The 19,990-nt window shown below is 42.6% G+C and carries 20 protein-coding genes, 2 pseudogenes and 1 riboswitch; of the genes and pseudogenes, 10 read left to right on the top strand and 12 right to left on the bottom strand.

The genetic code is table 11. The features are described 5' to 3' along the window. Nucleotides 1-7: 7 nt before the first annotated feature. The 4 genes from recG to gmk form a co-directional block, all read right to left on the bottom strand. Entirely contained in the window at nucleotides 8-2,086 is a 2,079-nt protein-coding gene (recG, locus tag AACR09_RS16615) for an ATP-dependent DNA helicase RecG (RefSeq protein ID WP_029405087.1), read from the bottom strand. Between the two features lie 374 nt (nucleotides 2,087-2,460). Then, nucleotides 2,461-4,587, bottom strand: a complete 2,127-nt coding sequence (gene spoT, locus AACR09_RS16610) for a bifunctional GTP diphosphokinase/guanosine-3',5'-bis pyrophosphate 3'-pyrophosphohydrolase (RefSeq protein ID WP_004735646.1) — start codon at nucleotides 4,585-4,587, stop codon at nucleotides 2,461-2,463. Nucleotides 4,588-4,640: 53 nt separating this feature from the next. Further along, nucleotides 4,641-4,913, bottom strand: a complete 273-nt coding sequence (gene rpoZ / locus AACR09_RS16605) for a DNA-directed RNA polymerase subunit omega (protein WP_004735648.1) — start codon at nucleotides 4,911-4,913, stop codon at nucleotides 4,641-4,643. A gap of 279 nt (nucleotides 4,914-5,192) precedes the next feature. After that, complete coding sequence (gene gmk, locus AACR09_RS16600; protein ID WP_004735650.1) at nucleotides 5,193-5,816, bottom strand: guanylate kinase; 624 nt, start codon at nucleotides 5,814-5,816, stop codon at nucleotides 5,193-5,195. Between the two features lie 324 nt (nucleotides 5,817-6,140). After that, nucleotides 6,141-6,240: riboswitch (purine riboswitch) on the top strand. Nucleotides 6,241-6,298: 58 nt separating this feature from the next. On the opposite strand from gmk, the gene AACR09_RS16595 reads away from it, so the two are divergent. The 4 genes from AACR09_RS16595 (at nucleotide 6,299) to cspE (ending at nucleotide 9,858) form a co-directional block, all read left to right on the top strand. Then, nucleotides 6,299-7,669: an NCS2 family permease gene (locus AACR09_RS16595; protein ID WP_065106070.1), complete on the top strand. Its 1,371-nt coding sequence runs from the start codon at nucleotides 6,299-6,301 to the stop codon at nucleotides 7,667-7,669. 234 nt (nucleotides 7,670-7,903) lie between these two features. After that, nucleotides 7,904-8,329: a phosphate-starvation-inducible protein PsiE gene (locus tag AACR09_RS16590; RefSeq protein ID WP_017079068.1), complete on the top strand. Its 426-nt coding sequence runs from the start codon at nucleotides 7,904-7,906 to the stop codon at nucleotides 8,327-8,329. Nucleotides 8,330-8,542: 213 nt separating this feature from the next. Then, nucleotides 8,543-9,175: an alternative oxidase gene (locus AACR09_RS16585; RefSeq protein WP_017093622.1), complete on the top strand. Its 633-nt coding sequence runs from the start codon at nucleotides 8,543-8,545 to the stop codon at nucleotides 9,173-9,175. Between the two features lie 470 nt (nucleotides 9,176-9,645). Next, on the top strand, nucleotides 9,646-9,858 hold the full coding sequence (gene cspE, locus AACR09_RS16580; RefSeq protein WP_004735656.1) for a transcription antiterminator/RNA stability regulator CspE: 213 nt from the start codon (nucleotides 9,646-9,648) through the stop codon (nucleotides 9,856-9,858). A gap of 450 nt (nucleotides 9,859-10,308) precedes the next feature. On the opposite strand, the gene AACR09_RS16575 is transcribed toward cspE, so the two are convergent. Further along, complete coding sequence (locus AACR09_RS16575) at nucleotides 10,309-11,160, bottom strand: hypothetical protein (RefSeq protein WP_193834437.1); 852 nt, start codon at nucleotides 11,158-11,160, stop codon at nucleotides 10,309-10,311. A 493-nt stretch (nucleotides 11,161-11,653) separates the two neighbouring features. Here AACR09_RS16575 and AACR09_RS16570 point away from each other — a divergent pair, with 493 nt between their 5' ends. From AACR09_RS16570 to AACR09_RS16550, 5 genes and pseudogenes are all read left to right on the top strand, one after another. After that, nucleotides 11,654-12,334 carry an inovirus Gp2 family protein gene (locus AACR09_RS16570; RefSeq protein WP_193834436.1) on the top strand — a complete coding sequence of 227 codons (681 nt, stop codon included), beginning with the start codon at nucleotides 11,654-11,656 and terminating at the stop codon, nucleotides 12,332-12,334. A 76-nt stretch (nucleotides 12,335-12,410) separates the two neighbouring features. After that, nucleotides 12,411-12,599 carry an AlpA family transcriptional regulator gene (locus tag AACR09_RS16565; RefSeq protein ID WP_193834435.1) on the top strand — a complete coding sequence of 63 codons (189 nt, stop codon included), beginning with the start codon at nucleotides 12,411-12,413 and terminating at the stop codon, nucleotides 12,597-12,599. A gap of 44 nt (nucleotides 12,600-12,643) precedes the next feature. After that, nucleotides 12,644-13,090 (top strand): annotated as a pseudogene (locus AACR09_RS16560) (ribonuclease HI). 258 nt (nucleotides 13,091-13,348) lie between these two features. Then, on the top strand, nucleotides 13,349-13,876 hold the full coding sequence (locus AACR09_RS16555) for a hypothetical protein (protein ID WP_193834434.1): 528 nt from the start codon (nucleotides 13,349-13,351) through the stop codon (nucleotides 13,874-13,876). Between the two features lie 92 nt (nucleotides 13,877-13,968). Continuing rightward, nucleotides 13,969-14,523: a hypothetical protein gene (locus AACR09_RS16550; RefSeq protein WP_193834433.1), complete on the top strand. Its 555-nt coding sequence runs from the start codon at nucleotides 13,969-13,971 to the stop codon at nucleotides 14,521-14,523. A 290-nt stretch (nucleotides 14,524-14,813) separates the two neighbouring features. On the opposite strand, the pseudogene AACR09_RS16545 reads toward AACR09_RS16550, so the two are convergent. From AACR09_RS16545 to radC, 7 genes and pseudogenes are all read right to left on the bottom strand, one after another. Continuing rightward, nucleotides 14,814-14,999 (bottom strand): annotated as a pseudogene (locus tag AACR09_RS16545) (hypothetical protein); the annotation flags it as partial. A 42-nt stretch (nucleotides 15,000-15,041) separates the two neighbouring features. Next, nucleotides 15,042-15,299, bottom strand: coding sequence for a hypothetical protein (locus AACR09_RS16540; protein ID WP_102437944.1), 258 nt, complete (start codon nucleotides 15,297-15,299; stop codon nucleotides 15,042-15,044). 50 nt (nucleotides 15,300-15,349) lie between these two features. Next, nucleotides 15,350-15,730, bottom strand: coding sequence for a hypothetical protein (locus AACR09_RS16535; protein WP_193834432.1), 381 nt, complete (start codon nucleotides 15,728-15,730; stop codon nucleotides 15,350-15,352). Then, nucleotides 15,727-16,494, bottom strand: coding sequence for a transcriptional regulator (locus AACR09_RS16530; RefSeq protein ID WP_193834431.1), 768 nt, complete (start codon nucleotides 16,492-16,494; stop codon nucleotides 15,727-15,729). Before AACR09_RS16530 ends, AACR09_RS16535 begins: the two co-directional genes overlap by 4 nt. Nucleotides 16,495-16,811: 317 nt before the next feature. Beyond that, complete coding sequence (locus AACR09_RS16525) at nucleotides 16,812-17,255, bottom strand: DUF2787 domain-containing protein (protein WP_193834430.1); 444 nt, start codon at nucleotides 17,253-17,255, stop codon at nucleotides 16,812-16,814. Between the two features lie 46 nt (nucleotides 17,256-17,301). Next, nucleotides 17,302-17,739, bottom strand: a complete 438-nt coding sequence (locus tag AACR09_RS16520) for a DUF2787 domain-containing protein (protein WP_193834429.1) — start codon at nucleotides 17,737-17,739, stop codon at nucleotides 17,302-17,304. After that, nucleotides 17,736-18,209, bottom strand: coding sequence for a RadC family protein (radC, locus tag AACR09_RS16515; RefSeq protein ID WP_193834428.1), 474 nt, complete (start codon nucleotides 18,207-18,209; stop codon nucleotides 17,736-17,738). Before radC ends, AACR09_RS16520 begins: the two co-directional genes overlap by 4 nt. Before the next feature lie 206 nt (nucleotides 18,210-18,415). Between radC and AACR09_RS16510 the strand changes: the two genes are divergently transcribed. Then, complete coding sequence (locus AACR09_RS16510; RefSeq protein ID WP_193834427.1) at nucleotides 18,416-19,990, top strand: DUF262 domain-containing protein; 1,575 nt, start codon at nucleotides 18,416-18,418, stop codon at nucleotides 19,988-19,990.

Genomic DNA, 19,990 nt, shown 5'->3' with positions numbered 1-19,990 from the left:
ATGTTAACTACGCCTTAGAGTAAACATCGCGTTCACCCAACCAACGGTTAATGATCGCCTTGGCATTGTCTGGGTAGCTATCGTGAATATGACGAGCAATACGCTGCACTTCTGGGATTAAACGTTGGTCACGAATTAGATCGGCGATCTTGAAATCAGCCAAGCCAGTTTGTTTGGTACCGAGCAATTCACCGGGGCCACGGATTTCTAAGTCGCGCTGTGCAATCACAAAGCCATCGTTACTTTCACGTAGCACACCTAAGCGTTTCTGAGCGGTTTTAGACAGCGGTGAGTGATACAACAATACACAATGACTTGCGACCGAACCTCGGCCAACACGGCCCCGCAGTTGGTGCAGTTGCGCTAGGCCAAGACGTTCTGGGTTCTCGATGATCATTAAGCTCGAATTCGGTACATCCACACCGACTTCAATCACGGTTGTCGCAACCAATAGATGCAGCTTGTTCTCTTTGAACTCTCGCATCACCGCCTGTTTCTCGGCGGGTTTCATACGGCCATGGACTAAACCAATTTTTACGTCAGGCAGTTTGCGTTGTAGCTCTTCTGCGGTATCAGCTGCAGCTTGAGCTTCCAGTACTTCCGATTCATCAATCAGCGTACACACCCAGTAGGCTTGTTTGCCTTCATTGAGACACGCATTTTTCACACGTTCAACAATGTCATCGCGCTTGGTATCAGGAATCGCTACGGTTTGAATTGGTGTTCGTCCCGGTGGCAGTTCATCAATAATCGAAGTTTCGAGGTCGGCATAGGCCGTCATTGCTAACGTTCGTGGGATTGGAGTGGCGGTCATGACCAACTGATGGGGGTAGTAGCCTTGTTTTGCGCCTTTCTCACGTAGTTCTAATCGCTGGTGGACGCCAAATCGGTGTTGCTCATCAATGATCACTAAACCAAGGTTTTTGAACTCGACATGCTCTTGGAACAGCGCATGAGTACCGACCACCATTTGCGCTTCGCCGCTGGCAATACGTGTTAGTTCCGTTTCACGAGCCTTACCTTTGAGTTTACCTGCCAGCCAACCGACTTGAATGCCCATCGCCTCAAACCAGTTAGCAAAGTTAATCGCGTGCTGTTCTGCCAATAGTTCGGTTGGTGCCATCAGTGCCACTTGCTGACCATGTTCGAGTGCGCGAACGGCTGCCAGTGCGGCGACTAAGGTTTTACCTGAACCTACATCACCCTGTACTAAACGCATCATAGGGTGTGGCTTTTCAAGGTCGGCTTCGATCTCTTTAGTCACCCTTACTTGAGCATTGGTTGGTGAAAACGGAAGTTGAGCTAACAACTTATCTTTGAGGGTGTTTACCGGAGGGAAAGGCATCGCTTTGTCTTGCTGCCCTTTACTACGAACAGACAGCATCGATAGGTTTTGAGCCAGTAGCTCTTCCATAATCAGGCGCAGCTGCGCAGGGTGTTTACCTTCATCAAACAGCTCTAGGTCAATGCCTGGAGGAGGCCTGTGAATGGTATGCAGTGCTTGCGCGAGTGTTATTTGGTGGTCGTATAAACCGGATGGGAGAAGCTCGTTAACTGCGGCCTTGTCGATTAACTCTAAAGCTTGATCGGTAAGATTACGCAGCGTGACTTGTCTTAGCCCTTCGGTGGTTGGGTACACCGGAGTTAGGTTGGCTTCAACGTCTGGCTGTTGCCTCGGCGCAAAGAATTTGTAGTCAGGATGGACGATCTCAAGCCCCATATTACCGCGTTTGATCTCACCATAAGCGTGCACTTGTTTGCCTTCAGCAAAGTTATTCTTCATGCCTGCAGTGAAGTTGAAAAAACGTAGGGTAATAGTGCCATTACCATCACTGATCTTTACTGCGAGCATCTTACGTTTACCGAAAATGGTATCGACGTGCATTACCTTGCCTTGCACTGCTGCCCATAAACCAGCATGCAGTTTTACGATTGGATAGATACGCGTTCGATCTTCATAGCGCAAAGGCAGGTGAAATAGCAGGTCTTGTACATTGTTAAGCCCAACCTTCTCTAGTTTCTCTGCGACTTTAGCGCCGACTCCAGATAAAGAGTTGAGAGGGATAGCAGATAAAAGCTGTGACATAACAAGGCTCATAAACGTAAGAGAGATAATCTATTCAAGCATTTTACTGGATTTTTGTACAGGGTAAAGCTTAGAAGCAGATGAGGGATGAGAGTGAACGAGATACGAAGAGATTAAGAGCGGATACGGGATTTGGGTAAACGATATGCGAAAAGATTAGAGTAGATGCGGGATACGGGTAAACGAGATACGAAAGGATCAAGGGCAGAGACGAGGTACGAGTAAACTGGGTACTAAAGGGGGGATATAGAAAACAGGACAGTACAAAAAATTAAAGCAGACTCGAAATACGAAGAGTTGAGGTGGTGAAAAGCTTTTGCTCTTCGCATCTCGAGATTCGTATCTCTCATCTGCTTTATTTATCTGCTTTTAGATCAGTTCTTACGACGTTTTACTTTCAGCGCGTGTGGCATCACACGTAGCTTTTTCATAATACTTGCAAGATGAACACGATCTTTGGTCGTCAGCAAGATAGTCACTGTGTACAGGCGTCCATCACGTTCTTCGGTTGAAATACCGTGAATGTTTGAGCCCGTTTTCGAGATAACGTTCGTTAACTCTGCCAGTGCACCTTGGTGGTTCTGGATGTCGATCTGAAGTTCAGCTGTGAACTCTTGATCGTAATCGTCAGACCATTCCACCGCCATGTATTTGTCTGGTTCTTTTTGGTAGCCACGAACGTTTGGACACGTTTCGCGGTGAACCACAAGACCACGACCGGGAGATACATGAGCAATGATGTGATCGCCTGGGATCGGGTGACAACAATTTGCAAAAGTCAGTAGTAGACCTTCAGCTCCGCGGATAGCTAGTTTCTTCCTAGGCGCATCGCTGTTGTTTTTCACTTCAGTCAGTTCGTCAGCATCACCCAGTAGGCGACGAGCAATGACGATACTCATCAGCTCGCCAAGACCAATCGATGCTAGCAAGTCTTCAACGCTTTCTAGGCGTAAGTCAGACAATACATGCTCGAGGTTCTCTTGGCCGATATCGGCAATAGAGTGTTCACCAAGTGCGTGATTCAGTAGACGACGGCCTAGCGTAATCGACTCTTCACGGCGCATGGTCTTCAGAACCTGACGGATCTTAGTTCGAGCGCGTGAGGTCACCACGTAGTTGAGCCATGCTGCATTTGGACGTGCGCCCGGAGCACTGATGATCTCAATGGTTTGACCGTTCTTCAGCGATTTGCTGAGTGGGTAAGGGTTCATGTCGACACGAGCCCCTACACACATGTTGCCCACATCGGTATGTACCGCGTAAGCAAAATCGACCGCTGTTGCACCCGCAGGAAGTTCGACGATGCGACCTTTCGGCGTGAACACGAAGATCTCATCTGGGAACAGATCAGATTTAACGTTTTCAATGAATTCGAATGAGTTACCTGCGCTTTGTTGAAGCTCAAGTAAGCTCTGCATCCAACGCTGTGCTTTAACCTGTGCGGTTGTCCCATTGCTACTACGTGAGCCACTGCCTTTGTAAGACCAGTGCGCCGCGACGCCTTTATCGGCCATTTGCTCCATATCTTCGGTCCGGATCTGAACCTCTACAGGTACCCCGTGAGGGCCGATCATTGACGTATGAAGAGATTGGTAGCCGTTGGCTTTTGGTACCGCAATGTAATCTTTCATGCGGCCCGGACGTGGCTTGTACAAGCTGTGAGCCTGGCCAAGTGCGCGATAACAAGTGTCTGGGGTATCAACCACTACGCGGAAAGCGTAGATGTCCATAATGGTGTGAAAGCGCTGTTCTTTGGTTTTCATCTTGTTATAGATGGAGAACAAGTTCTTTTCACGACCTACGACGCGAGCAGACAAACCGACTTCTTCAAGACGGCCTTCAATTTCGCTATGGATACGTTGGATCATTTCCTTACGGTTACCACGCGCAGCTTTCACTACATTTCTGAGTACGCGATAACGGTTAGGGTAGAGGGCTTCGAAGCCCAACTCTTCTAGTTCGGTCTTGATGTTATGAATACCAAGACGGTGAGCTAGCGGAGAATAGATCTCTAAAGTTTCACGAGCAATACGACGCTTTTTGTCAGGACGAAGTGCCCCAAGCGTACGCATGTTGTGAGTACGGTCAGCTAATTTGATCAAGATAACGCGGATGTCTTGCACCATGGCGAGAACCATCTTACGGAAGTTCTCTGCTTGCGCTTCTTTGCGATCACGAAATTTAAGCTTATCCAGCTTAGATACACCATCAACCAGTTCAGCAACGGTATTGCCGAATTGAGCTTCCAGCTCCTCTTTTGTAACTTCAGTATCTTCAATTACATCGTGGAGTAGGGCGGCTTGCAGAGTTTCGATATCCAGACGCATTTCTGCCAGGATTCTTGAAACAGCAACAGGGTGGATTATGTATGGTTCACCCGTTGAACGGGTTTGCCCTTCATGGGCATTTCTCGCTACCACATAAGATTGACGCAGAGCCTCAATTTGAGGCTCTGTTAGGTATTCTTGGGCAACGTCTTTGAGGCTATCGAATAGATACAAATTAAAGGCCCGGAAGGTTAATTAGTTCGAATGACGCTTTTAGCGGCTGTGAGCTAACGAGTGTGAGCGATGCTGCTTACTGCTGCAAGTTCAGCCGCTTCTTGCTCTTGTTGCTCTTGACGCTCACGAGCATCTAGTACGTCTTTAGTGATAAGACCTTCTTCGATTTCGCGAAGAGCGATAACCGTAGGCTTATCGTTTTCTTCAGGCACTAGTGAATCTTTGCCGCCAGTTTGCATTTGACGTGCGCGGCGAGCCGAAATAAGAACTAGGTCGAAACGGTTGCCAACTTTTTCAACAGCGTCTTGAACAGTTACGCGTGCCATGAGGACTCCAAATAGTAATTAACTAATAAATTTTATATGACGAGAAAGTATACAAGTTTAACTAGAGACTTTCTAGCTCACCGTATACTTATCTCAATGGAAAATCCAGTTATACCAATCACAGTAAATCAGTGCTCAGAGATAGCGCCGGAAAAAAGTTTGAGAACAAGGCAGAATTTTTCGATAAGTAGTGACCCTACAATCAAAAATTATAACGACGTTATCAGGCTTTTTAGCAAGCTAGAATGACCAGTTGTTTACTACGATTGGTATCAGAGATTATTCCGCTAGTAGTGCTGTAAGCATGCCGCTGTATTTAGCTGCTTGCTTATCTTCTTTTAAGCGCTCCGCACGAATGATTGCCCTGAAGTCCATTAAGGCTGCATCAAAGTCATCATTCACGATCACATAATCGTATTCTGCATAGTGAGAAATCTCTGATTTTGCTTCGCTCATGCGTTTCGCAATAACTTCGTCGCTATCTTGACCGCGAACATTCAAACGACGCTCTAGCTCACCATTTGATGGTGGAAGAATGAAGACACTCTTCGCTTGAGGCATTTGTTCACGGATCTGACGAGCACCTTGCCAGTCGATATCTAGGAATACATCGATACCGCGGTTTAGGTTTTCTTCAATCCAAACACGTGAAGTGCCGTAGTAGTTGCCGAATACTTCAGCGTACTCTAGAAACTCACCTTTCTTAATCAGGTCTTCAAAGTGATGTTTCTCTACGAAGTGGTAGTGAACACCATTCTCTTCACCAGGGCGCATACCGCGAGTGGTGTGTGAAACAGATACCTTCATTGCGTAGGTTGGATTGGTTTCCAGCATTGCTGAGATCAAGCTCGATTTACCTGCGCCACTAGGTGCAGATACGATGTAAAGAGTACCTATGCCCATCTGTATATTTCCACTGTTGGTTGGATTGAGTGAAGGCGATAAACCGACACTATAAAAGATAGCACTGACCCTAATTTTTGTTCCGGTGGTTACGTCTATAAAGGAATAACTAGTAAAACTAATAGGTGCAACTGGTGAAAATTAGGTCAGAAAAATGGAGGCGAAGAGTAGCATATTTAGATGATTGAGAACAACTGGCTTGATCGTTATTTATCAGCGAATGATCTTTTCAAGGATCTTTGTATAACTGCAATGGCTCGTCATCTTCACTTTTTTATGTGATCTGGACAAAATTTGTTGAAGTTTTAATCTCAATCCTTACAATCCGCGCAAACGATTAAATGCTGTATATATCTAGTGATATGGACTAGATGTTTCTACTACCGAGCCTACCTTGGTGACTACAGTTTTTAGTGTAGAGACCCCTCTATTCTCACAGCATTTGAATCTCAAATTTCTTAATTTATTACATAGGTTTTGTTGTGAATACCGACTCCACCCTGAAAGCCCAGAAAACGTCTGGCTCGCTTGACACCCTGTTCAAACTCTCAGAGAGAAAGACCACGATCAGCACTGAGCTATACGCAGGTTTTATTACCTTCTTAGCGATGAGTTATATCTTGGCGGTTAACCCAGCAATTCTGGGGGGCATCCCGGGGATGGACAAAGGGGCAGTCTTTACGGCTACCGCTCTTTCTGCTGCTATCGCAACGCTTATCATGGGTATTTGGGGTAACTACCCAGTCATGCTGGCTCCGGGCATGAGTATGAACGGATTCTTCAAAGGTCTACTGTTAAGCGGTTCTGTGGCGGTACTTTGGAATGAAGCGCTATTTGGTATCTTCCTATCCGGTATCCTTTATCTCGCTTTCTCGTTGACCAATATCCGTAAGTCGATGATTGAATCAATTCCTGAAGATTTGAAGCTAGCGATTACCGTATCTCTCGGCTTATTCATTGCTTTCTTAGGCCTTAAGAATGCAGGCATCATTGTTTCTAACCCGTTTGTACTGGTTGGCTTAGGTGACATCTCAGACCCACAAGTGGTTATCGCTTATGTGAGTATCTTCATCGCTCTGGGCTGTATGGTTCGTGACATTAAGCTGGCAACGTTTATCTCGTTTGTTTCAGCGATAGCATTGACGATTTTGGCTGATGTGTTCTTAGGTACATCAAACGCACCAATCCCAGACCAATTCGTTTCTATGCCACCAAGCATGGCGGGCAGCTTTGGTGCGATCTTTGATTTCTCAGCTTTCACGCCTGAGAAAATGTTCGATTTGTTGTTCATCGTACTTATCTTCCTGATTGTCGATTTCTTTGATGGCTTGAGCACGATTGTGGGTGTGGGCCGCGATGCAGGTATCATCGACAAAGACGGTAAGGTGCCAAACGCGAAATCGGCGCTAGTGGCAGATGCGGGCGGTACGGTGATTGGTTCGATTCTTGGTACCACATCGATCACTGCGTTCTCTGAATCGGGTATTGCTTCTTCTCAAGGTGCGAAAACAGGTTTAGCGGCAGTCATGGTGGCTGGCCTATTCCTAGTGTCTCTATTTCTATACCCAATCTTCTCTATCTTCTCAGCGGCAATGGTCGCGCCTGCGATGGTAGTGGTAGGCATCTACATGGTGGGTCGCCTTGGTCAGATAAACTGGGAAAAGAAAGAGTCACGCATTGCAGCTTTCTTCACCATCATGTTCACCGTTCTAAGCTTCTCACCAGCAAACGGCATGGCGATGGGCTTCATCAGTTACGCATTCACGATGGTTGTCGCGGGTAAGCGCAAAGAAGTACACCCGCTTATCTACGGCCTGTGTGTGGTGTTCTTAACTTACCTGATTCTGCTATAAGCCTAATGGCGAAATAACGTTTGTTAAGTAGCAGTCGTTAAGTAAAAGACAAACAGATGGCTCTGCAGTAAATGCGGGGCCATTTTTGTATCTGTTGTTTCTTACCTTTGCTTTTTATTGTTGGTTACCGATGAATTGATGGTGTTATCCCCAAGTCGATGCTTTGACAGTACGCGACTTATATTGATGCATGCTATTGTAGAGACTGGATTAATTATTTTTTGAAGAGTGACTATGCCTTCTAACTTACCTAAATCTTTTAGTAAGCCGTTTTTAAAAGTATTCCACATTATGGAAGCGGTATTGCTGGTGGCGATCACACTGGCGACCTTGTTTGCGATGGTCGAAGAGTTCATGCATGTCTTCGCTGAACGCCGAGTGCAATTGACCGACATTCTGCTGATGTTTATCTATTTAGAAGTGTTGGCAATGGTTCAGCAGTTTGTGATGAACGGTAAGATCCCAGTGCGATACCCAATCTACATCGCGATGATGGCAATTGCTCGTTACATCACTTTGGGCATGAAAGAACTCGATGCGGTATTGATCGTTTGGTTATCTTTAGCGGCATTTATCTTGGCCGCAGCAACACTCTTGATTCGTGTGGGACACCATTATTGGCCTTATGTCGATCTAAGAACCAAGCAGCCGGATGAGTAAATCAATCAGGTTATAAGCTAATAAGAGCCCAGCCATGTTGCTGGGTTTTTTTATTGCTCTTAATGTGTCTAAAAGACACAATGATGTCTCTTTTATTACGTTATTTTATTTGTCAATATGACTCTAATTGTTGTTTTTTCCTTGCTGTATAAGGCTTTGTGTCTTGGCATGAATGTTGATTAGTAAGTATTAGACTCATATAAGGAACACGCTATGCATTTTGAAAGCACTCATTATAAACCTGAAATCTTCTCCGAAAAGGTTGCACTTCTTGTTACTCGACTTCTCAAAAAGACACTTAACTTGTTTTATGGAAAACACTTAGCCAAACGAGCCATGTTGTTGGAAACCATAGCGGCGGTGCCGGGCATGGTGGCGGGAGTGTTCAACCACCTCAAAGCTCTGCGCCGCATGAAAGACGATGGTGGTTGGATCAAAGAGCTACTGGACGAAGCGGATAATGAACGGATGCATTTGATGATTTTCCTCACCGTTACCAACCCGTCCATTATAGAACGCATTTTAGTGATGCTATTACAGTTCATCTTTCTACTCATCTATGGCGTGATCTACTTAGTCTCATCTAAAACCGCGCATAGGATCGTTGGGTATTTTGAAGAGGAAGCTTGTAATAGTTACTCCGAATATATCTCGAAAATTCAAGATGGCACGTTGCCCAATCATCCCGCTCCTGAAATTGCGATTAAATATTATCGCTTACCCGAGAATGCTACGTTTTTGGATGTGCTTTTCTGCATAAGGGAAGATGAAGCTAAACATAGAGATAAGAATCACGACATTGCCGATCTCTATAAAACCCAAGACTTACCCGATCATCAGTGCTAATCATCAAAAAGACATAATTATGACAAATAAAGCTCAACAATCAGAAAATAAGGTCGTCTTAATTACTGGTTCAAATCTGGGATGGGGTTGAGCTTTTCTATGGATACTAGAAATATGGGCTTACCTGAGGGGGAGCGCTTAGAGAGGCGTACTATGAGTAAATTTTTTAAGATCAAAGCGTTATAAATGAGCTTAATGGCGTAGTAGGGCTGTAATCTGAGTCAACCGAACAAAAAAACATCAATTATTTTCAAATAAAGCTTTACAACCCGACCCAGATCACCAAGAATGGCCTCGCTCTGTTTTCAGAGTTATTAAATGAAACATCAGTTGTAAAGTAAAACCCTTAGTATTGCTTCATTGTTATTCTCAGTGTTTCCCTTGGCTTCATAGATACATTAAATAATTCAAGCTTTCAGCGCATCGCACTTTTGGCGATTAATTTTTTATTTTTATATAAGGGACACATCATGTCTAACAAAACAAACGGCGTAGTAAAATGGTTTAACGAAGAGAAAGGTTTCGGTTTCCTAACTCAAGACAACGGCGGCGCTGACGTATTCGTTCACTTCCGTGCTATCGCTTCTGAAGGTTTCAAGACTCTTAAAGAAGGCCAACAAGTGTCTTTCGAAGTAGAGCAAGGCCAAAAAGGTCTTCAAGCTGCAAACGTTGTAGCTCTATAAGATTTTAAGTCGACGCAAGTTGCATTAGCAACTTGCGTCACTTTCTCCCTTAAATCTTTCCCCTCTAGTTCCACTTGTAATACCCCCTCAAAATATTCTAAAATCCTTTGTTATATCTGCTTCTCTGTTTTATCTATAGCTGTATCTATCTCTTGATCCAAACAAATCTCCTGCGTAACGACCTGCTCAACTTACTCATCCTGATTGTCATTATTGTATCCATAAAAAAAGCCCCTAAAACTAGGAGCTTATCTTGATCTAATCAACACTGATTCAGCTAATGGCTATTCACAGCGTGTTACTGACAAACTGTTATTCAATGTTCTGGATCTGTTTGTAGATTGGCTAATTTATTTTGTTTTATATCAATAATTTATATTTTTATGATTCGTTTTTTAGTTTATTACTACCCAATATACTCCCCATTTGGTTGTTGATTTAGAAACATCATTATGATTTGCGTTGTTTCAATTGTTTTTCTCGATGCTCGTGTTGTTGCCACGCTTTTTTCATCCGGGACATTATTTTATGAGGAGGTAGGTAGTCATCGTGTCTTGTATCTCGGTCTAATGAAAGATAGCTATCTATAATAGCAATGTTTGCATTGTAATGTTCTTTTGTTGAAGTTGGTTGAGGAATATGCGGAACGTAGATTTTTGATTTATAAATGTAGTTATAAATCCATAGGTTCTGTTTCTTACTACTTGGTGAGATCCATGAATAATCGGGAGATATACGGTTGGTCAAAGATATCCATTGTCTCTTTAGCCTCTTCATAAGCCGTTCTTTGGCAGACGCATGAGCCTCCCAAACATCAAAAAATTCATAAATGGTTTCCCTCACATCTTTTCTACAAAGAGGGTATGTATCTAATCCCAAATCAATATATAGGTTCTTATCGGACTCTTCTAGATTTTCGATGCATCGCTCAATATCAAAGGTGAATCCAAACTTATGATTAGAAGATGTTACCTCGTCGTATGTTGCTAGTCTTAGCATTGACCATACGAAATAATTTACACGATCTTCACTTTTGTCTATCCAATCAAAAGCATTGTTTGACAGAAGTGAACGTGTAGCTGACTCATTCATAAGGTTAATATGTGGGTCTAAATTGAATGTAGGATCTTGGTAGGTGTAGTAAATTTTTTTTTGTAGATCCGCTTTACCGTCCCCCTGTCTAGATACTTTTATTTCATCCAAATGGTGACAAAGGTAACTCAGATAGAACTTTAAGTTACGGATATTGTTGACGTTACACAGTCCCTTTTTCTCTAAAAACTCAACATAGACATTACTCATATCAACCCTCCAACCTCCGATTATGATGCAGTTATATCACGATTGCATAAAGTAGGAAATAAATAGTCTAATTGTAGGCATATTATGGTTATGTTGTAGTAATTAAGTAGTATATGTGTAGGGTATTAATTCCATTGATTTTTGTATGAATCTAAAATTTATCCAAAATCATAGCATTATGAAGTTAAAATCATTTAAAGTGCGACTATACTGCTTGAATCATGTGATATTTTTTTAGTTACAATTTGAATTTTTTATTCCCACTACCATTAGAAACGATTTCGTCACGCTATCTTGATGTGAAAATCGAATTTTTTGTCATATCTTAATGTCTGTCTGGTTAGTATTATTACGTTAATAACTAAACATCTACCATACCTAGTACACGACCACATCATCAGATATCCCTGAGTCACACCAAGTGACTCACAGTACACAATTATAAATAACGGCATCAGCCTATCTATGAACCTAAAGACAGGAGTAGATAGCAATGAATGTACGTTCTCGAAAAAATAAAAACCTTAGACTCACCACCAAGAAAACCTTTCTTGGTCATCCTATCCAGACTGCACACGGTCCACTGTACCTCGACTACTTAGAAAAAATGCACGACACCATTGAACGAGCATTAGATGACTATCCTCGCCTCATGGCTATCCGTGTAGATTTGAGATTTCCAAAGTTAAGGTCCAATGAAGAGGGTGGCAATGTCATCACAGATTTTATCCGCTCGTTGCAGTCTCAGATAGCTTACTCTGGAAAGCGAAAAAAAAGACAAGAGGGTGGTAGGGTTCATCCCTGCAAGGTGCGAAATGTGTGGGTTAGAGAGCGCTCTACCTCAATGAGTGACCACTATCATTTAGTACTCATGTTCAATAAGGATAGATTTAACTGGTTGGGGAAAACTCAAACGCCAGATGATAATTTAGGCTCCTTTATCGTAGAGGCATGGGCGAGAGTCGTCGGAGTTGATTATGAAGAGGCAAATGGATTGGTACATTTCTCAAAGAGAAAGAATAGTGACAGCGTGGTTATTCATCGCTTGAACAGTAACTCTGATGACTTTGATGATGCTTTTGATGAGTTGTTTAAACACGCTAGCTATTTAGCCAAAGAAGACACGAAGCATTTTGGTGATCGTAGAAGGAATTTCGGGTGCAGTCGTCGTTAACCTAAAAAGGGAAACTGCATTTTTTTACAGCGGTGGCTTATCTCATGGGTATATACAACACAGGAGACTATTCCCAATGAGATTTTTAAGACTAAAAGAAGTAATAGCGTTAACGGGATTAGGTCGTTCAACTATTTACAAGTTTATGGATGAAGAAGTCTTCCCTAAAACCATTCCATTGGGAGGAAGAGCGGTGGCATGGCTTGAAAGCGAAATAGAAGAATGGATGGAACAACGTCTAGCAATTCGAGAAAGCCAAAGTTAACCACAAGCAACAACGAACACACCTACCACATCAACAGGGAGTCATTGTGGGCTCCCTTTTCAATTTACGTAGATGGCGCAGCACCAAACAATCAACACGGATGCACACAAGGTGGCATTGGTATTGCGGCCTTTAATGAGCACGGTGAACTAGAGTATCAAGATAGCATCATTATCAGACGCAGTACCACCAATGCAGAATTAGAGCTAATGGCCTTAATCGAAGGTCTAGAGTATGCGCAGGATGGCGATGTTATCTACTCAGACAGTGATTTTTGTGTAAAAGGCTATAACGGTTGGTTAGATAACTGGAAGGATAAAGGTTGGCGTAAGTCAGACAAAAAGCCAGTAAAGAACCGTCATCTATGACAACAAATCGACGAACTGCGTTCAAAGAAATACGTTGAGGTGAGAAAGGTCAAAGCCCATTCAGGAGATAAAGGTAATGACATGGCAGACTTGTTAGCCGTTGAAGCGGCAGGAGCTGATTAAGAAGATTGTGCACAGTTTGTTGGCAGATCGCTAGCAGGCTGTGCGGTCATAATTTTGCTTTATCCCTAGGAACGGTGATTCGTCTTTAGGGTAGCGTTAAGCATTTTTATAGATAACATATATCTGTAGGCTGATGCGTTGAGAGGAAGAAAATTAAGTTAGGTTGACGTAGGACTTATAGTGTAACCTTTTGCATTACATCAAGTTAGATAGATTAATGACTAATTTTACAAGTTTGAAAAAAGGAAATAGAACAGAATGAACAAGGTAAAAAAACAATCGTCATACTGGTACGAAGATTACATATTTCAGCCTATAGGGGTAATCTTTCTTTTGATGTTAGGGAGTGCCTCTATTGCTATGTTGCATCCAGAGATTCAATTATCTCTGGATACAGTAGAAATGGGTTTTGAGTTATTTATGAATGAAAGCTATGGCTATTACACTATTTGGTGTGCTCTAACCGCTCTAGCGATTGTTTTGCCAGTGTTCTTTATTTTGAAGCCTGAGAGTCGGTGCGAAAAACTATTTATAGCAATTAAAGAACAGTTGCTCTCCTTCGTATTCAGCATTGTGTGGTTTCTATTATTTCTGTGGGTATTATCACTGAATGATCGGTTTGCGAATTTCGATTTCCCTGAGCATTTGCTCATAGTGTGCATTTGTGCTCTCTTAGTTAATGGTTTACTAACGTACGTAAATGATAAGATGTCTCAACGGCGTAAAGGGTTAGCTATGTTAGCGGTACTTCTAATTGTTGGCTTTATTCCGCGGTGTTTTTTTTAAGTGTAAAAACAACTGCGTTTAGATGTTAGATTTCTGAACCTATTCTCGAAAGGCAGTTCAGTTGGCCTTATCGCAATTGATGTGAGGAAAATATGTACCAGCAAGAATTTAAAGTTGCATTAGAACGGACCAAACGGTTCAATTTAAAGAGCCCTTATGTCACGTGCCAAGATGTACGTTTTCTCACTTATGAGTTCATGACCAAGTTTCCTAGATTGCTCCAACAATACATTGGTTTACCAACAGAGGATGATGTTGTCGCAAAGTGCCTTGAGTTTCATTATAAACTTCAGCAACCAATAAGTGAGATCATTGGCGTACCCTGTGAGTTTACTATCGGACACATTGAGTCAAAAGACCAAAAGCTTTTTTATCAATCAGAAACAGATCTACTCGCTCTGTTGCAAAATGGATTTAAGGGATCTACCCTCAATATTCACGCTTGGTTAACGTTACCTAGTATGGAGATTCTCGACCTGACTTTCCCAACCAGTTACGCAAAGATTAACAACATTAAGGGTGGAGCTGGTGGCATAATAGCAAGCCATGCCGATGAGTTATCAAATGGTGTAAAATATCACCCGATGCTAGTAGGAGAAGACTTCTTAAGGCAATCTGGTGCGATGTTTGAGTTTATTGAGTTCTAATCTTAAAGCTAATATTGTTTAGCTTTGTCGAGCAATTCAATTTGTGCACCATTGCCTCACTGCTTCGACTTTTTGATATGGACTCTTTGAGTATTATTTCTCTAAATAGCCCTTGTTTAGAGGTGAGTTTTAATAACGAGTAATGACAGTCAAAAAATTCAAAATGATAGAATTTAAGTGTGGCTTGCGGGGAAAAAAGGGATTGCATCAATCCCTTTTCTATATCGCTCTTTGTTAGTTGTTTTCCTCAGTATTACAACCGTTGGGCACTTCAATGTTTGATCTTTCCTTTCCTTTCCTTTCCGTTTCACCGTTTTCACATCTATTTTGTATTGAATGCATTTACCTACACTGACGTTAACCGCTCCCGTTTCTACCGATGGATTACCTCCAAGCGCACCACCACCTTGAGCCAAAACAAAAGGTGATGCTAGGATAGTCAGTAGAACAAGTGTGTTTGTTGTGATGTTTTTCATGGTGTCATTCTCACTATAATTTTAAAAAGAAAGTTGGGGAGATTAGTTAGCCGTTTGTTCAGCTTCAGGTGAACACTTATTCTTATCGGAGATCTGACCGTTAAGCTTTCCACACGCATCGGCTGTCCAATGTAGAAGAGCTCCAGCGACAAGAGTGGATTGAGGGCCTTGTTTTCCATTCCAGTGTTTCTCCAGATGCGCCTTAGAGATGTTTGGTGTTCCACCGAGCGCAGCGTTTGCCATTGATGAAACGCTTAGAGAGCTCAATGCAATCGCGATGAGTACGTATGATTTTTTCATATTCGATCCTTATTGGTATTGATAAATAGATGAGTCGTTTTGCTTTCGGTTTAGAAGGTGTAAACAAAGGTGCCAGCCGTTGAAGTGACTTCAATTTCTTTCACGTTATCGACGGTGCAGTTGTTGCTGTATCCCGTGTAGGTTTCACCGAACTTCAATGAAACGTTTCTAGATAGCTCTGAGGCCGTACCAGCAGGAATACGACAATTACCTCGGTTAATCACAACGTCGGTGATGACGGTGTTGTTGGTGATGGCTTGTAGGTCAAAGACTAAGCTTCCCCAATGAGAGTTGGTGGAGATCGATACTTCTATATCCGCAACGGCTTCTGGTGATTCTTCCTGCTCTGTGCAGCCTGTCATTCCTATAAACAGGGCAATCGTGACTGCGTATCGAACCGATTGGTTTAGTCGATGTTTTATTTTTGTCATGGGTTTACTCTCCTCATTGGTGAGTGAAATTCTGGATAGCCTGTCCCTTCGTGAGTCTGCATGAACTGCTCAACATTGAAGTCAGAGGGATAGGTAAATGAAAATGTCGATACACTGGCCTCATCGATGAGTGGTAAGGCAACGGTGTGTATTGGATGTTGGTCGGATAACCGAAAGAGCAGCAAGAGCGCATCGCACTGAACCGAGAGTCCCAGTGGTTCAATGAGCGTTTGCTCTTGCTGCAAAGCTTGGCTAGAGACCTTTAGCATTCGGTTGTTAAGTAATGCTTCATGGACTGACCCTAAGACTTGTTGCTGCCTGTTACTCCAGCTTCTCGCATTAGGTAGGTTGAGGTGTACTTTGCTTAGCCAAAGTCGTTCTTTTGAAATGGCTGAAGCCTTATCCCGTAAGGGTTTGTCTCTCTCCGAGGACCGACCCTGTCCATAATTCAGTGCATCAGGAATAAGCGGCTGTAAGTACTTGTTGGTCAGTTGCCAATAGAGCATTTCTTGTTTATTGAACGTCAGTAATTGCTCGGATGTTTTTCGGTAAACATGGGGCATGCTCATCGAATCGCACTCTACGTTAAACACTTCCACAATGATGTCATCGAGATAACGTTTGATACTGCGCGTGGTGCGGTGGATATCGATTAGGGCTAACTGCTGCTGCAACTCCCTAACGGTGATCCATTGATGTTGAGGAATAAACATTAGCGTGTGCAGCAAAGCAGATAAGCCTTCAATGCTGGTTTTATTGCTCATGACTACTCTCTCAATACATAGCGCTCCATGTTGGAGTCGGACATTTAATGTCGCGAGAATAGAGGTGGGTTCGACACATAATGTCCATCGGTTAAAGCGCCATCAATCGACTTAACGAAAGCGTGAGTCGATTAACATTATCGATGGTTGTTTTTATCTCTCAGCTCTGAGATAGCTACCAGTAACCCAATCAGCAGAACCACCAGAAAGCCCAAAGTCGTTAGGGTTCCAATGGCACCAAAGAAGGGAGAGAGGGTAAACAGGGTGATAAGAGCCGTGACAAGTTTGATGGTTTGTAGAAGAAGGGAAGTCATGAGTTATTGTGGGGTAAGGGTAATATCGTCGAATGGCTCAATCTCGACGTAAGCGAGAAAATTACTCTCCCACAATTGATACAGCTCGACAGCGTCACGGTTATCTTTCATTGAAAACCAGCCGTGATAGCTGGCAAAACATTGACGAGCACGAAAGTCAAAATCCAAATTCCGTTCAAGCTCAGGGTAGTAGCTCCCCATATAAGCAAAGTCCGTGATGTACTCAACACACCATTCTCCTGTTGAAGACTGGCAAATAGAAATTTCGACAGGGTGAAAGCCACCAGCATCAGCACTGTAACTCTTATCACGAAAGTTAAAGACCACATGACTGCTGGTGGAGAGCGTTTCATTGTTAAACAAATGAGCCGAGTAACGCGCATTAAGCAATGCATACAGCTTCTTAGAGACAGGTAGGGGTAATGACGTAAAGACTAATTGGGACATCGACAGTCCTCCTTGTTTAGGGATAAATCAGAAAGTAGGTAGGGGCTTAGCTAAACGAGCTGACCAACGAGAGTTGCACGCTGTCAAAGACGTTTCGGCTTAGGTGGCGAGTTAATGCATTCATCCAAGCAGAGAGCACCTCTTGCACTTCTGGATGAGATAAATCCGTTGTTCCTGTATCGGGTTGATAGAACCAGCGATTAGCAAGATGAAAGTACAGCTCGGGCTCTACTGAAGTATTGTTGTCATTAGGGTAAGAAAAGCTTGCAAAGAACACGATAAGCCAAGGACCTGATATTGACTTCCGTTTGAATTGTATCTCTATAGGGTGCAATCCTTGACGATGGCGGTAGTAACTCATTTGACGGCAGTTCAGTACCAGTCTCTCAGCATGCTCAGGAACGGTATGACCTGCTAGAAGGCTCTCTAATGACGAGAGCAGTGCATCATTGATACTGATGTCACCATAGTGTTGTTCAATCATAACCAGTCTCGCTCAGCAAATGAGGTGCAGGTTTCGCCTGTTACGATATGGTCCAATACGCGCACATCCACCAGCGCTAAAGCGTCTTTGAGTCTTTCGGTTATACGTCGATCCGCTTGTGAGGGGGTAGAGTCACCTGAAGGATGGTTGTGAGCCATAATCACTGCTGCTGCATTCACTTCCAACACCGCTTTTACTACTTCTCTTGGGTAGACGCTGGCGGCATCTACTGTGCCATGAAAGAGTTCTTTAAACTCAATCAATCGGTTTTGGTTATCCAGTAGCAGTAAAGCAAACACTTCACGTTCATAGCTACCTAGCTTGCAGCGTACATACTCTTTGGTCGCATCAGGGCTAATTAAGGCATCACCACGTACATAGCGTGTCGCGAGTATCTCAGCGGCATGCTCTAGGATTTCATTCTCCTGATAGCGCTGTTGTTTTTTGTAATCAGAATTAGGGGTAGTCATTACGGGCTCCTGTCGGATTCAATGATGGGGATTCACATTGATGACATATGCCTGAATATTTTTGGTTTGAGATGAACGAGAGTCGTATTGATGGTAACTTATTGTAAATAAATGCCCATATTGAAAAGGTACAAGCAATATGGAACTTAAAGTAATTAATATGAACAGTGATCAAGGAATTTTGGTCTTTATTTGGGTTGAAGAAAATGAATATAAGAGAATTAACATCATCTGAGTTAGAGAAGACACAGACTTTAAGTGAGTTAGGAATTGAATTTGAATTGCTTTATGTCACTGAAACAGGACTAACGAAAAGTATTTTAGATGCAACGTCACCAATCATCGAATTGTTAAAGAATAAGCAGATTCATGATTATGACGCACAATTATCTGGCTCTGAATACAAGGTTATGCTTCCGTGTATTGTTTTGAGCAATGGAAATCTTGAAGAAACAAAGACTTCTTTATATAAAGCGAATACTAGAGGGGATAGTCGATTTTGGCCTGGGCGTTTTAGCCGTTTGGCGTCTGATGGGCAAGCATTTGCTGTATTTATTGAAAATAGTAATATTATACTTTTGAACTTATCTGATAGTCATCCATTGGATACGGCTGATGGTTCTTACTTTTCCGAAATCGTAAATAGAATTGACGTTGACTCCAATGAGCTTGTAGGAACTGTTGGGGTTGGGGAAGATACTAAAGTTGAGAATGATGAAAGTAGTGAAAGTGATTTACCATCACGATTTGAAGTTTCAAGTTATGGTTGGGACAGTGATGTTGAAGGACTTGTAAAACGGCTAAATCGGGGGGATATCAAACTGCCAGGTTTCCAACGAGGTTTTGTCTGGAGTTTAACTGAGCAATCGAGATTTATTGAATCTTTAATTCTTGGTTTGCCTGTCCCAAATATCTTTTTAGCTCAGGATCGTGACTCAAAAACGTTGAACATCATTGACGGACAGCAGAGATTAAAAACACTTCAAAGATATTTAGCAGGAGAGTTCTCGATTTCGAATAGTAAAAAAATTCATGAGGATCTTCGGGGTTGTTATTTCAATTCTGATGTTGCGAAGTCTCCCAAATCAAAAGTATTGGATGATGCTGATGTTAGAACATTAAGTGACTCAGTGCTTCACAGTATTGTTATTCGTCCAGACCCATCGGCGGATAGCCTCCACTACGGGAATGAGTATAACAATGCAGTGATACAAATTTTTAGAAGACTTAATACAAGTGGAAAACCGCTCCAACCTCAAGAAGTGAGGTCGTGTATTTTTTATGGCTCATTTGATGACCTTCTACATAAACTGAATGATATGCCTAGTTGGAGAGCGTTGTTTGGTCCCAAACATAGCCGTTATAAAGATGTTGAAGCAATCTTGAGGTTTATGGCTCTTTACGAAGACCATTGCAATTACAAAGCTCCGATGCCTAGTTTTCTAGATAAATTTATGGAAAAAAACAGAAACATACCACAGGAAAGCTTGAGTGATCTTGAAAGTCTATTTGAACAAACAACCATTATTCTAAGCGACTTTGATTCGAAGATTTTTAAAACGGGAGGTACTTTCCTTTTATCAAAATTTGACTCTGTAATGGTTGGAGTGGCGAAAGCCCTTAAAAGTGGAGTGACTTTAGATGAAGATGGTTTAGCTGGACATTTAGAACAGCTACTCACAGATCAACAGTATATCAATGCAACAGATGAGTTTATTAATGATACAGAAAATGTAATTGGTAGGATTGATATTGCAATGAAGATATTCTCTGGGGAGTAG

It is taken from the genome of Vibrio sp. OPT20 (assembly GCF_963889365.1).
GTDB lineage: Bacteria > Pseudomonadota > Gammaproteobacteria > Enterobacterales > Vibrionaceae > Vibrio > Vibrio splendidus.
The sequence above is the reverse complement of the archived record's forward strand: the minus strand, read 5'-3'. Positions and strand labels throughout refer to the sequence as shown.